Origin of the sequence: Bradyrhizobium sp. Cp5.3 (assembly GCF_000426265.1) — a bacterium.
Lineage (GTDB): Bacteria > Pseudomonadota > Alphaproteobacteria > Rhizobiales > Xanthobacteraceae > Bradyrhizobium > Bradyrhizobium neotropicale.
In genome coordinates, this window is sequence record NZ_AUFA01000018.1 from 134,781 (window position 1) to 148,118 (window position 13,338).

Below are 13,338 nucleotides of genomic sequence, written 5' to 3' on the forward strand. Positions count from 1 at the left end.
GGGACAGCAATGGCAAAGCCGGCAGTGGTTGTGGTGGGCGCGGACAAGGGCGGGGTCGGCAAGACCACGGTATCGCGCACCTTGCTCGATTATTTTTCCGCCAACAACGTGCCGACGCGCGCGTTCGACACGGAGTCGCCGCGCGGAACGCTGAAGCGCTTCCACCCGGAGATTACCGAGATCGTCGACATGATGACGACGGCCGATCAGATGAAGATCTTCGACACGCTCAATGCGGCGAGCCCGTCGGTGACCGTGATCGACGTCCGCGCCGGCCTGCTTTCGCCGGCACTGGCCTCGCTGCGCGACATCGGTTTCCTGGACGCCGCCAAGGCCGGCCAGATCACCTTCGCCGTGTTCCACATCCTCGGCCCCTCGATCGCCTCGCTGGACGAAATCGCCGAGACCGCGGGCTTCATGACCGGCGCAAAATATTTCCTGGTCAAGAACTTCATCAACGACACCCAGTTCTTCCAGTGGGACCAGTCGACCTACAATTCCTACTTCCACCGCATCAAGGACGCGACCGAGCTGACCATCCCCAAGCTCAACGAAATGGCCTATGAGCAGGTCGAAGTTTCGTCCGTTCCGTTCCTGAAATTCGTTGCCAACAAGGGGATGAACGACGAGGCCGCGAACTATTCCTTCGTGCTGCGCGGCTATGTCCGGCACTGGCTGGCGAACGTCTGGAGCGAGTTCGACCGCATCCGGCTGACCGACATCGTCGGCTCCAAGCCCGCGGCCCGCAGCAGCGAAAAATAGTTGCGGGCGAGCTGCGGATGCGGCTGGATTGGGCGCCAGTCTAGCCTGATATAGCTGTCGATGTCCGCCACGCCCGTCTACATCATCTGCTCGCCCCGCCCGCAGGTCGGCAAGACGCTGTTGGCACGTCTGCTGACCGAATTCCTGCTGCTCAAGAACGGCGACGTCGCAGCCTTCGACGTCAATCTGAAGGAACCGTCGCTGCTCGACTATCTGCCGCGGGTCACCGAGACCGCCGACGTGGTCGACACCTACGGCAAGATGCAGCTCATGGACCGCGTCATCGTCGATGACGGCCTCGCCAAGGTGATCGACCTCGGCTTCCACGCCTTCGACGAGTTCTTCAAGATGACCGACGAGATCGGCCTGTTGAAGGAGGCCGCGCGCCGGCACGTCGCGCCCATGATCCTGTTCGTCGCCGACACCGACCGCGTCTCGGCCCGCGCGCACGACATGCTGCGCGGACAGATCCCGCGGATAAACCTGATCACGGTGGACAACGAATACGTCGTGCGCGGCGAGCTGCCGCCTGCGATGGAAGGCGGCCGGCTGTTCCGCCTGGCCGCCCTGCCCGGCTTCCTGAAGACCTATATCGACCGGCTGAACTTCTCCTTCACCGGCTATTTGCGCCAGGAGAAGGACACATCGACCGAGCTGCACCAGTGGATCCGGCGGAACTACCTCGCCTTCCGCGAGCTCGAGCTCAGCCTGATCCTGCAGCAGTCCTAGGATTATTTTACCCGGGCAATACTAGCCAACCGAACCGAGGTCGCTTAGTGCCCCTCGAACGTCATCAGGGTGCGGACCGGGACGTCCATGGCGCGCAGCTTGGCGGCGCCGCCGAGCTCGGGCAGGTCGATGATGAAGCAGGCGGCGATCACGTTGGCGCCGATCTGCCGCAGCAGCTTCACCGCGCCCTCTGCGGTGCCGCCGGTGGCAATGAGATCGTCGACCAGGATCACGCGCTCGCCGGGCGCGACCGCATCGACATGCATCTCCATCTCGTCGATGCCGTACTCCAGCGAATAGGCGATGCGCACGGTGGTGTGCGGCAGCTTGCCTTTTTTCCGGATCGGCACGAAGCCGGCGGAAAGCTGGTGCGCTACCGCGCCGCCGAGGATGAAGCCGCGCGCCTCCATGCCGGCGACCTTGTCGATCTTGTTGCCGGCCCAGGGGTGCACGAGCTGGTCGACTGCGCGGCGGAAGGCGCGCGCGTCGGCGAGCAGCGTGGTGATGTCGCGGAACATGATCCCGGGCTTGGGATAGTCGGGGATCGTGCGGACGCTGGCCTTCAGATCGTGGTCAAAAGTCATTGATGTCTCGCTTTAGGCTTTATTCTGTCATTGCGAGCGAAGCGAAGCAATCCAGACCTTCCCCGCTGAGACAGGCTGGATTGCTTCGTTGCTCCGCTCCTCGCAATGACTGCACTCAATTCGTCCCCGCATCCAGCCGGAATGCGTTCTCGACGATGCGCAAGCCCACCTCGCCGCCCAGCGACATCAGCGATTCCGGGTGGAATTGCACGCCGGCGACCGGCAGCGTCTTGTGCTCCAGCGCCATGGCGACGCCGTCCTCGGTGCTCGCGGTCACGTTCAGGACGTCCGGCATGCTGTCGCGCTCGACAAAGAGCGAATGATAGCGGCCGATGACGATTTCGTTCGGCAGATTGCGCATCAACCTGCCGCCGCGCACCTGCACCCGCGAGGGCCGGCCATGGGCGGGATGCGCCAGTTGCCCAAGCTCCCCGCCAAAATATTCGCCAATTGCCTGCACGCCGAGGCAGACGCCGAACACCGGCAGCTTCTTCTCCAGCGCCGCGTCGATCGTCTTCTTGATCCCGAAATCCTCGGGCCGTCCCGGTCCCGGCGACAGCACCAGCAGATCCCATTTCTTCTGCTTGAGCATGTCGAGCGCGTGCACATAGCGCACGACGGTGACGCTGGCGCCGACCTGGCGGAAATAGTCGGCGAGCATGTGCACGAAACTGTCGTCATGGTCGATCAGCAGCACCTGCTTGCCCGAGCCGGTCGCGTCGGGCGCGAAGCTCGACAGCGGCTTTGGCGGATCACCGCGCAGCGCCTGGAACAGCGCCGCCGCCTTGACCTGGCATTCGCGATCTTCCGCGGCCGGATCGGAGTCGAACAGGCAGGTGGCGCCGACGCGCACCTCGGCGAGACCATCCTTCATGCGGATGGTGCGGATGGTGAGGCCGGTGTTGATGCTGCCGTCGAAATTCACCGCGCCGATCGCGCCGGCATACCAGCGCCGCGGCGAGCGCTCGTGATCCTCGACGAACTGCATAGCCCAGAGCTTTGGCGCGCCGGTCACCGTCACGGCCCAGGCGTGGGTGAGGAACGCATCCAGCGCATCGAAGCCGGGGCGCAGCATGCCCTCGACATGATCGACGGTGTGGAACAGCTTTGAATAGGTCTCGATCTGGCGGCGCGCCAACACCTTGATCGTGCCGGGGACGCAGACGCGCGCCTTGTCGTTGCGGTCGACGTCGGTGCACATGTTGAGCTCGAACTCGTCCTTTTCCGAGTTCAGGAGCTGGCGGATCTGCTCGGCGTCGCCGATCGCATCGGTGCCGCGCGCGATCGTGCCCGAGATCGGGCAGGTCTCGACGCGGCGCCCGTCGGAGCGCACGAACATTTCCGGCGAGGCCGACACCAGGAATTCGCCGTCGCCGAGATTCATCAGCGCGCCGTAGGGCGACGGGTTGATGACGCAGAGGCGCTGGAAGACTTCGGCCGGCGAACGCTCGCAGGGCTCGGCGAAGAGCTGTCCCGGCACCGCCTCGAACAGATCGCCGCGCGCAAAGGCCGCGCGCGCGGTCTCGACCGTCGCCTGATATTCGCCGGGCGCATGATCGGCGAAGCCCTGGCGCGGCGTCTTCAGGTAAGGGCTCTCGGCGGTCTCCCGCGGCAGGCCTTCGGTGGACTTGCCCTTCCACGCGAAATCATAGGTCAGGACGACGCCGCGGCCAGTGGCGCGGTCATAGGCGAGCAGGCGATCCGGAACATAGAGCACGATGTCGCGCTGGTCCTGCTCGCGCGCGCGCTTCTGCACGAGGTCCTCGATCTGGAAGACGAGGTCGTAGGCGAAGGCGCCGAACAGGCCGAGCAGGCCATCTTCATTGGCGGAGAAGGCAGCGATGAGATCCCGCACCAGCGACATCACGCTGGCACGCCGCGTGCGCTGGTCTTCCTCGACCGGCGCATCGCCGCGGATGATGTGGCCGGACAGGCGCGAAGCGCTTTTCTCGGAGATCACCACGCAGGGTTCGCGCAGGACGTCGCCGAGGAAGGCGATCAGCACCTGCCCGCGCGCATTCAGCGCCTCCAGCGTGAAGTTGAAGCCGACCGTCTCGAGCTTGAGCGGCGGGTCGGAGAAGCCGAGGTCAAAGCTCTCGTAGCGGCCCGGCACGGTCGTGCCCGAGGACAGCACGACGCCACGGCGGCGGTCGAGCAGGTTGATGAGATCGTCGAGCTTGCTCGCGCCGCCGGTGAACTGCTCCACCACGCGCGTGACCGCGAGACCGGCGCGGGTCGCGTATTCGCTTCTGGCCGGGAGGGCAAAGACTGTCCTGTTCATGTGATCCTCTTGGGCTCCTCTTACGAGACTTGCCGGGGGAACGCCACACAGGACAAACGATCAGGCCGCCGCACTGCGTTGGCGACCTTCGACGATTTTGGGAAAAGAAATCGCACCGGCCACCTCTTAGGAGGTGCGCCACCAACGACGGGATGGGCGGACGGCGGTGCTCATGGGGGAACTAACATCATGGTGCGGGAGCGGCGTCAAGGGCCGGAGGGCCGGACCATTTCGGACTGAAGCGCCCAAAAGCCGCCCGTTGCTACTGTTCTTCGGGCTGAGGCACCCAGCCGAATTTGCGCTTCTTCCGATCCCATTTCAGGACAGAACTCCCGTCACAATCCATGCACTCCCAGGCGACGATGCTGCCGCCCTGCCCTTTCTGAAGCGCGCCGAACTGACGGTTTGTCCGCACGGTATCGACAAAGCGGATCCTGGGCGTCCCACCGGCGGGTTGATCGAGGATCAGGAAGAACCTGCCTTTTGGACCGGCGCATTCCTGAAAGACGCCGACCACGGCAACTTGCTTGGCCGTGCCGTCGAAACGGCCTTCGATCGCAAACGACATCCTGGCCGCCTTCATCACATCGGCACTGCCCTCGAGCCGCAGTTCCTTCGGGATCAGGTCCTTGCGAAATTCAGTGGCCTTGCACCAACTCTTTCGAATCTGGTTCGCGGGTATGCCGCGAACCTCGGTCGTGAACGGGTGAAAATCGGCGATGGCCCACCAGGCCTCTTTCTTGAGATCGCCGTCCAGCGTCACAAACGCTTGCTCTGCCGGCGCCTGAGCCGTCGTCAGCACAAGGGCCCCGCCGGCAGCGGCCATCGACCGAACGAGCAGGCCGAGCACGCGGTGCGTGAAAGACGAGATCGACATGCCCTCTCGGTGCCTGGTCCGATCGCAGCTGCGCTCACCCCAGATGCTTGCGGAAAAACTCCGTGGCGCGGCCCCAGGCGAGCTCGGCGGCTTCGCGGTCGTGCACGGCCTGGCGCTGCTCGTTGACGAAGGCGTGCTCGGCGTCATAGCGAAACAGCTCCAGCGACTTGCCGGCGGACTTCATGCCCTTTTCGAAGGCATCCACCACCTGCGGCGTGCACCAGTCGTCCTTGTTGGCGAAGTGGGCCTGGAGCGGGATCTTGACGTCGGCGGGCTTGGCCGCCTGCTCCGGCGGAATGCCGTAGAACACGACGCCGGCCGCAAGCTCCGGGATCTTGGTGGCACCGATGATGGTCACCGCGCCGCCGAGGCAGAAGCCGGTCAGGCCGACCTTGGCGCCGTTGCGGGACAGATATTGCGTGGCGCCGCGCACGGTCTGCGTGGTGGCGTCCATGAAGTCGAGCGAGTTCATCTCCTTGTTGGCGCTCTCCGTATCGTGATACGGCACGACCTTGCCCTTGTAGAGATCGGGCGCCAGCGCGTCGAAGCCGGCCAGCGCGAAGCGGTCGCACAGGCCCTTGATCTGGTCCGACAGCCCCCACCACTCCTGGATCACGACCACGCCCGGCGCATTGCCGCGCGCCGCGTTGGCGAGATACCCCGATGCGTCCTTGCCGTCCGGGCGCTTGAAGGTGATGACGGTTCCCATGTTGTCCTCCGACGATGTTCTGGGGGCGGTTGGCGGTATTTTGGCTGGTGGGCGGGCGCGACGCAATCCACACTCCCGTCATTCCGGGGCGCGCGATCGCGCGAGCTATGATGCGAAATTGCGCATCGGAGAATCCATCGGGCCGCTGCGTTGGCGGACGAATGGATTCCGGGCTCGATGCTGACGCATCGCCCCGGAATGATGGTGAACTGAGCCAAAAAAAAGCCCCCTCGCGGGGGCCTTTTCATTTCTCGTCTCCGCCGCTCAGTGCGAGTCGGCCCAGACCTTCTTCTTGGTGAAGTACATCAGGCCCGCGAACAGGATCAGGAACACGAACACCTGGAGGCCGAGGCGCTTGCGCGCCTCCATGTGCGGCTCGGCAGCCCACATCAGGAAGGTGGTGACGTCCTTGGCGTACTGCGCGACCGTGGTCGGCGAGCCGTCGTCATAGGTCACCTGCCCGTCGCTGAGCGGCTTCGGCATCTTGATGGCGTGGCCGGGGAAGTACTTGTTGTAGTAGGACCCCTCCGGGATGGTCACACCCTCCGGGACCTTCTCCTCGAAGCCCTGAAGCACCGCGGCGACGTAGTCCGGACCCTGCTCCTGGTACTGGGTGAAGAAGTCGAAGATGAACCAGGGGAAGCCGCGCTCATAGGAGCGCGCCTTGGTGATCAGCGACAGATCCGGCGGCGCCGCACCGCCGTTCGCCACACGAGCGGCCTGCTCGTTCGGGAATGGCGAGGGGAAGTAGTCGGCGGGACGACCGGGGCGCTCGAACATGTCGCCGGCATCGTTCGGACCGTCCTTGATCTTGTACTCCGAGGCAAACGCCGCCGCCTGGGCGACCGAGTACCCTGGACCACCGGCTTCCGAGAGGTTGCGGAAGGCGATGTAGGACAGGCCGTGGCAGTTGGCGCAGACCTCCTTGTAGACCTTCAGCCCGCGCTGCAGCGCGCCGCGGTCGAACGTGCCGAAGGGACCGGCGAACGACCACTTGTTACCCGGCGGCTTGTTGCTGCCTTCGTTGGCCCGGGCGTCCTGCAGGGTGCCGAGGAACAGCGCGCCGGCGGCGACGAGCGCGACCGCGACGGAGGCCGCGACCTTGCCGCCCCTCGCAAGCACCGACTCCGAGATCGAGTTCGGCACCGGCCGCGGCGTCTCGATGCGCGAGAGCAGCGGCAGCACGATCAGGAAGTAGGCGAAGTAGCAGACCGTCAGGACCCGGCCGGCGATCACGTAGATGCCCTCCGGCGGCTGCGCACCGAGATAGCCGAGCAGCACGCAGACCACGACGAAGATCCAGAAGAACTGCTTGGCGAGCGGACGGTACTTCGAGGACCTGGTCCTGGCGCTGTCGAGCCAGGGCAGGAAGCACAGGATGAGGATCGCCGAGAACATCGCGATCACGCCCGCCAGCTTGTTCGGGATCGAGCGCAGGATCGCGTAGAACGGCAGGTAATACCATTCCGGCACGATGTGCGGCGGCGTCACGCCCGGGTTCGCCGGGATGTAGTTGTCGGCGTCGCCGAGATAGTTCGGCATGTAGAAGATGAACCAGGCATAGAGGATCAGGAAGCAGGACACGCCGAACATGTCCTTGATGGTCGCATGCGGCGTGAACGGCACCGTGTCCTTTTCCGACTTCGGCTCGACGCCGTCAGGATTGTTCTGACCGGCGACATGCAGTGCCCAGACGTGGAGCACGACGACGCCCGCGATCAGGAACGGCAGCAGATAGTGCAGCGAGAAGAAGCGGTTCAGCGTCGGGTTGCCGACCGAGTAGCCGCCCCACAGCAACGTCACGATGCTCTCGCCGACATAGGGAATGGCCGAGAACAGGTTGGTGATGACGGTGGCGCCCCAGAAGCTCATCTGGCCCCACGGCAGCACGTAGCCCATGAAGCCGGTCGCCATCATCAGGAGGTAGATGATGACGCCGAGGATCCACAGCACCTCACGCGGCTCCTTGTACGACCCGTAGTAAAGGCCGCGGAACATGTGGACATAGACGGCAAAGAAGAACATCGACGCGCCGACGGCATGCATGTTGCGCAGCAGCCAGCCGTAATTGACGTCGCGCACGATCAGCTCGACCGACTTGAAGGCCAGATCGGCGTACGGCGTGTAGTGCATCGCCAGGATCACGCCGGTGAGGATCTGCATCCCGAGCATGAAGGAGAGGATGGCGCCGAAGGTCCACCAGTAGTTCAGGTTACGCGGGGTGGGATAGGCGACGAATGACGAGTGCATGAGACCAAAGATCGGCAGGCGCCGCTCGATCCACTGCAGTGCCGGATTGCTCGGCTGGTAGTCGGATGGTCCGCTCATGATGCGATCCTGAGGAAATAAAACGACGTGACGGCGCGAAGCTTCGGGCGATGGCCCAAAGCTCAGCCGATCTGAATTTTGGTGTCGGAGACGAACTGGTAGGGCGGCACCGCAAGGTTGGCGGGCGCGGGCCCTTGGCGGATACGGCCGGACGTGTCGTACTGCGAACCGTGGCACGGGCAGAAGAAGCCGTCGTAATTGCCCTCATGGGCGATCGGGATACAGCCGAGATGAGTGCAGATGCCGATCACGACCAGCCACTGGTCGTGGCCGGCCTTGACCCGGGCCTCGTCGCTCTGCGGATCGGGCAGGCTCGCCACGGGTACGGCGCGCGCTTCCTCAATCTGCTTCTTGGTGCGGTGGCTGATGTAGATCGGCTTGCCGCGCCAGAACACCTTGATGTCCTGGCCCTCGGCGATCGGGCTGAGATCGACCTCGATCGGCGCGCCGGCGGCGATCGTCGAGGCGTCCGGATTCATCTGGGAAATGAACGGCCAAAGCGCTGCCGCGCCCCCTACCGCTGCGAATGCCCCCGTTGCAACGAATAAGAAATCACGGCGTGTCGGATGGTCCGCCGAAGACGCTGTCGTCACGATTCCAACCCTTTCTTCTTATGCGACCGGTGGAACCGCTCCAGGGGGCGCCCAAAGGTCCCCAGAACAGGCTGCCGGCGCCCGCGGCCCCCCGCGGCGGCAGAACATTGCTTGCCCACGCCGAAACGGGTGAAACAGCAGTCCAGAATCGTTCTATTGGCACCCTTGCCGGGCGAGCGCAAGCCCGCTATCGGCGCGGAAGCGTGCAATGCACGAATTCCCGGGCGAGCGATGTTTTATTGAGACATTTCCGGCCCGCAACCGACCCGCTGGACCCCATGCAGATAGCGCTTTTCCAACCCGACATCGCCCAGAACACGGGTACGATTCTCAGGCTCTGCGCCTGCCTGGGGATGGCGGCCCACATCATCGAGCCCGCCGGTTTTCCTGTCTCGGACCGCTTGTTCCGCCGGGCGGGAATGGACTATCTCGATCATGTCAGCGTGACCCGGCACGACTCCTGGTCGAAATTCTCGGCCTGGCGCGCGGCACAGGGCTACCGCCTCTTGCTCTTCACCACCAAGGGCGCCACGAACTATCTCGATTTCCGTTACCAGACGTCGGACATCCTGCTATTCGGGCGCGAGAGCGCCGGCGTCACCGACGCAGTGGTCGAGGCCGCGGATGCGCGGCTGGTGATCCCGATCACGCCCGGGCTGCGGTCGCTCAATGTGGCGATGACCGCGGCGATGGCCGCAGGCGAAGCGCTGCGGCAGGTGCGGAACCCGCAGGTTTGATATTTTGAGGAGAGTTAAGTTGAGTTACGCGGTCAAGGAGATCTTCCTGACCCTGCAAGGCGAAGGCGCCCATGCGGGACGCGCCTCCGTGTTCTGCCGCTTTGCCGGCTGCAACCTCTGGAGCGGCCGCGAGGCCGATCGCGCGGACGCCGTGTGTAAATTCTGCGACACGGATTTCGTCGGCACCGACGGCACGCTCGGCGGACGCTACGCGACATCAGCGGAACTCGCCGACACCATCGCCGCGCAGTGGACCGGCGCAGGCCACAACCGCTACGTGGTGCTGACCGGAGGCGAGCCGCTGCTGCAGCTGGATGACGCCCTGATCGAGGCGCTCCATGCCCGCGGCTTCGAGATCGGCGTGGAGACCAACGGCACGATCGCACCGCCCGAGGGGCTCGACTGGATCTGCGTCAGCCCCAAGGGCGGCAGCGAGCTGGTGCTGCGGCAGGGTCACGAATTGAAGCTGGTCTATCCCCAGCCGCTCGCAGCGCCGGAAGCCTTCGAAGGCCTCGCCTTCGAGCGCTTCTCGCTGCAGCCGATGGATGGGCCCGAGGTCGCCGAGAACACGGCACGCGCCATCGACTATTGCCTGCGTCATCCGCAATGGCGCCTCAGCGTACAGACGCACAAGTCACTCGGCATCAGATAGGATTGGTCTGCGAACAGATGTGGGAATTGACGAAATCCTTCCGCTTCGAGGCAGCGCATTCGCTGTCGGGAACGACCTTCGGTGCGGCAAGCGAAGAAATCCACGGCCACTCCTTCCGTGCCGAGGTGAGCCTGCGCGGCACGCCCGATCCGGTGACCGGCATGGTAGTCGATCTCGGCCTCGTCCAGCGCGCGATCGAGGACGTGCGGCTGACGCTGGACCACAAGTTCCTCAACAAGATCGATGCGATTGGCGTGCCGACGCTGGAAAACCTCTCGCGCTTCGTCTGGGAGCGCCTCCAGCACATCGAGGGGCTGACCCGCGTCAGCATTCACCGTGACAGCTGCAACGAGAGCTGCACCTATTACGGTCCGCAAGGCTGACGACATGACATCTGCGATTGACCCGAACTCGATTGAGGATCGCAAGGCCCGCGCGCGCAACTGGTTCGAACGCTTGCGCGACGACATCTGCGAAAGCTTCGAGCGATTGGAAGACGATGCGCCCAAGGCGCTCTATCCCGGCAACGCCGGCCACTTCGAACGCACGCCGTGGCAGCGCACCGACCACAGCGGCGCGCCCGGCGGCGGCGGCGTGATGTCGATGATGTACGGCCGTCTGTTCGAGAAGGTCGGCGTGCACTGCTCGACCGTCCACGGCGAGTTCGCCCCCGAACTCCGCGCGCAGATCCCGGGCGCGGCCGAGGATCCGCGCTTCTGGGCCTCCGGCATCTCCCTGATCGCGCACATGCGCAATCCGCACGTGCCGGCGGTACACATGAACACGCGCTTCGTCGTCACCACCAAGGCCTGGTTCGGCGGCGGCGCCGACCTCACGCCCGTGCTCGACCGCCGGCGCACGCAGGACGATGCGGACACCATCGCCTTCCACGCCGCGATGAAGGACGCCTGCAGCGGACCGAACGGCGTCGCCGACTACGACAAGTACAAGAAGTGGTGCGACGAGTATTTCTATCTGCCGCACCGGAAGGAAGCGCGCGGCATCGGCGGCATCTTCTACGACTGGCACGACAGCGGCGACTGGGACGCCGACCTCGCCTTCACCCAGGACGTCGGTCGCGCTTTCCTGAAAATCTATCCTGACATCGTGCGGCGCAATTTCGCGACCAGCTGGACCGCTGCAGATCGCGAGGAGCAGCTGATCCGCCGCGGGCGCTATGTCGAGTTCAATCTGCTCTACGACCGCGGCACCATCTTCGGGCTCAAGACCGGCGGCAACGTGGATTCGATCCTGTCGTCGCTGCCGCCGGAGGTGAAGTGGCCATGACCGCGATGAAGCCGCTGCCCCGCGCCATGCTGATCGACATGGATGACACCATCCTGTCGGCCTATGGCCGGCCCGAGATCGCCTGGAACACGATCGCCGCCGAGTTCGCCGCGGAGCTTGCGCCGCTTCCGCCGCAAGAGGTCGCGGCCGCCGTCTTGTCCTTCGCGCGAAACTTCTGGGCCAATGCGGAAGCCGCCTGGCGGCTCAAGCTCGCCGAGGCCCGACATCTGACGGTCAAGGGCGGCTTTGCCGCGCTGGCGGCCGCCGGTCACCGCGCCCTGCCCGACGATCTAGCAATTCGCATTGCCGACCGTTTCACCGCCTATCGCGAGGAGGAGATGTTCGTCTTCCCCGGCGCGCATGAGGCCATCGACCGGCTGAAGGCATTCGGCATCAAGCTCGCGCTGGTGACCAACGGCGCCGCCGACATGCAGCGCGCCAAGGTCGAACGCTTCGAGCTGGCGCACCGTTTCCATCACATCCAGATCGAGGGCGAGCACGGTTTCGGCAAGCCCGAGGAGCGCGCCTATCTGCACGCAATGGACGCGCTCGGCGTCACCGCCAAGGATACATGGATGATCGGCGACAACCTGGAATGGGAAGTCGTGACGCCGCAGCGCCTCGGCATCTACGGGATCTGGATGGACGTGCACGGCGACGGCCTGCCGGAAGGCTCGACCGTCAAGCCCGACCGCATCATCCGCTCGCTGAGCGAGCTGTTGCCGGACCCGGCGTAGCCCGGGGCGAAGACAAAATAGCGAAAACAACCCCATGCACAGTAGGTGGCTGCTGCAAATTCAAGGGGCTGCGGATTTTACGAAACGGCTTTGACACGTCGGGCAAAACAGGAAGATGATGGCATCCTCGCGGTGGCTGCGATGGAAGGCCTTAGTAGTCAGCTCACCTGCGGCCCATCCTTCGAGACACCCGCCTTTGGCGGGCCCTCAGGATGAGGTTTTGCGTTTTGCGGCAATAACCTCATGGTGAGGAGCCCGCACAGCGGGCGTCTCGAACCATGCAGGCCGAGCACGATCGGCAGTCCCACATGTCTCATGTGATGGCGCTGCCGCTCGCCCGTTTTCCGGGTGTCATGACAAATTGCTAGCCTCGCGTCCGGTTCAACTCGAAAGGACAATCCATGGAATTGAAAGCCGGCGATGTCGTGATGCTGAAATCCGGCGGCCAGCCGCTGACCGTTGCGGAGATCAAGGAGGACGAAGTGCTCTGCCTCTGGATGGGCATGGAAGGCGATCTGTTCCGCGAGACATTGCCGCTGGCCACGCTCGTGCAGGTGGAAGAAGACCCCGACGAGGAAGAGGACGACGAAGACGAGGATGACGACGAGGACGAAGACGACGAATAGGCAAGACCGCATCCTACTTGGATCGGGGTGCCCGGCTCCGGCGCGTCGATGTCCGTTTCTCTGCCAATAGCGGCGCAATAGCGGACATCGCTGGATGTCGCGGAAGGGTCTTGGTTGTGTGGAAATGGATAGCTCGGAAGCGGCCGTAGTCGACAATCGTTGCAGGCCGCCGATGTTTTCGCGTCGGATCGTCCAATAGCCGGCTGAGGTGGTTATAGCGACGCGCGGTGGCGCTTTTGGACGCACTTCCGCGCGTTCAGGTGGCGCGGATTGCTGCAATCAGGCTCGGTTTGCCGACGATGTTCATCACCCGAGTGAGGTTATAGGCCAGGACGTGCAAAGCCATCTCGGCGGCGACGTTCCGTAGGCGCTTCATCAAGAAGTGGGTTGCACCCATACGGGCCTTGATCGTGCCAAAGGGATGCTCGACCGTCTC

The 13,338-nt window shown here is 64.3% G+C and carries 15 protein-coding genes; 8 read left to right on the forward strand and 7 right to left on the reverse strand.

Features of this window, described 5'->3' with window-relative positions; all coding sequences use genetic code 11:
* The first annotated feature begins 9 nt into the window (after window positions 1-9).
* Window positions 10-762: a hypothetical protein gene (locus K289_RS0123745; protein WP_027553825.1), complete on the forward strand. Its 753-nt coding sequence runs from the start codon at window positions 10-12 to the stop codon at window positions 760-762.
* A 60-nt stretch (window positions 763-822) separates the two neighbouring features.
* A complete protein-coding gene (locus tag K289_RS0123750; RefSeq protein ID WP_027553826.1) occupies window positions 823-1,491 on the forward strand; it encodes a hypothetical protein in 669 nt (222 codons plus the stop codon).
* A gap of 44 nt (window positions 1,492-1,535) precedes the next feature.
* On the opposite strand, the gene K289_RS0123755 is transcribed toward K289_RS0123750, so the two are convergent.
* The 6 genes from K289_RS0123755 to petA form a co-directional block, all read right to left on the reverse strand.
* On the reverse strand, window positions 1,536-2,075 hold the full coding sequence (locus K289_RS0123755) for an adenine phosphoribosyltransferase (RefSeq protein ID WP_027553827.1): 540 nt from the start codon (window positions 2,073-2,075) through the stop codon (window positions 1,536-1,538).
* A gap of 115 nt (window positions 2,076-2,190) precedes the next feature.
* Entirely contained in the window at window positions 2,191-4,356 is a 2,166-nt protein-coding gene (locus tag K289_RS0123760) for an anthranilate synthase component I (protein WP_027553828.1), read from the reverse strand.
* A 262-nt stretch (window positions 4,357-4,618) separates the two neighbouring features.
* Window positions 4,619-5,233 carry a hypothetical protein gene (locus K289_RS0123765; protein WP_245283984.1) on the reverse strand — a complete coding sequence of 205 codons (615 nt, stop codon included), beginning with the start codon at window positions 5,231-5,233 and terminating at the stop codon, window positions 4,619-4,621.
* A 34-nt stretch (window positions 5,234-5,267) separates the two neighbouring features.
* Window positions 5,268-5,942: a dienelactone hydrolase family protein gene (locus tag K289_RS0123770; RefSeq protein ID WP_027553830.1), complete on the reverse strand. Its 675-nt coding sequence runs from the start codon at window positions 5,940-5,942 to the stop codon at window positions 5,268-5,270.
* A gap of 264 nt (window positions 5,943-6,206) precedes the next feature.
* Window positions 6,207-8,270: a cytochrome b/c1 gene (gene fbcH / locus K289_RS0123775; RefSeq protein WP_027553831.1), complete on the reverse strand. Its 2,064-nt coding sequence runs from the start codon at window positions 8,268-8,270 to the stop codon at window positions 6,207-6,209.
* 62 nt (window positions 8,271-8,332) lie between these two features.
* Window positions 8,333-8,863 carry a ubiquinol-cytochrome c reductase iron-sulfur subunit gene (gene petA, locus K289_RS0123780; protein ID WP_027553832.1) on the reverse strand — a complete coding sequence of 177 codons (531 nt, stop codon included), beginning with the start codon at window positions 8,861-8,863 and terminating at the stop codon, window positions 8,333-8,335.
* A 278-nt stretch (window positions 8,864-9,141) separates the two neighbouring features.
* Here petA and K289_RS0123785 point away from each other — a divergent pair, with 278 nt between their 5' ends.
* The 6 genes from K289_RS0123785 to K289_RS0123810 all read left to right on the forward strand — a co-directional run bounded on the left by K289_RS0123785 (window position 9,142) and on the right by K289_RS0123810 (window position 12,902).
* Window positions 9,142-9,600 (forward strand): tRNA (cytidine(34)-2'-O)-methyltransferase, encoded by a 459-nt coding sequence (locus K289_RS0123785; protein ID WP_027553833.1) that lies wholly within the window; start codon window positions 9,142-9,144, stop codon window positions 9,598-9,600.
* A gap of 19 nt (window positions 9,601-9,619) precedes the next feature.
* The gene (queE, locus tag K289_RS0123790; RefSeq protein WP_027553834.1) at window positions 9,620-10,252 is read left to right on the forward strand and encodes a 7-carboxy-7-deazaguanine synthase; all 633 of its coding nucleotides are present in this window, start codon (window positions 9,620-9,622) and stop codon (window positions 10,250-10,252) included.
* Window positions 10,253-10,269: 17 nt separating this feature from the next.
* On the forward strand, window positions 10,270-10,635 hold the full coding sequence (locus K289_RS0123795) for a 6-carboxytetrahydropterin synthase (RefSeq protein WP_027553835.1): 366 nt from the start codon (window positions 10,270-10,272) through the stop codon (window positions 10,633-10,635).
* Window positions 10,636-10,639: 4 nt separating this feature from the next.
* The gene (hemF, locus tag K289_RS0123800) at window positions 10,640-11,539 is read left to right on the forward strand and encodes an oxygen-dependent coproporphyrinogen oxidase (RefSeq protein ID WP_035685553.1); all 900 of its coding nucleotides are present in this window, start codon (window positions 10,640-10,642) and stop codon (window positions 11,537-11,539) included.
* Window positions 11,536-12,276 (forward strand): HAD family hydrolase, encoded by a 741-nt coding sequence (locus K289_RS0123805; protein WP_035685568.1) that lies wholly within the window; start codon window positions 11,536-11,538, stop codon window positions 12,274-12,276. Before hemF ends, K289_RS0123805 begins: the two co-directional genes overlap by 4 nt.
* Before the next feature lie 401 nt (window positions 12,277-12,677).
* Entirely contained in the window at window positions 12,678-12,902 is a 225-nt protein-coding gene (locus tag K289_RS0123810) for a YodC family protein (RefSeq protein ID WP_027553838.1), read from the forward strand.
* A 256-nt stretch (window positions 12,903-13,158) separates the two neighbouring features.
* Here K289_RS0123810 and K289_RS0123815 read toward each other — a convergent pair.
* On the reverse strand, window positions 13,159-13,338 hold a 180-nt coding region (locus K289_RS0123815; protein ID WP_027553839.1), incomplete at its 5' end, for a transposase.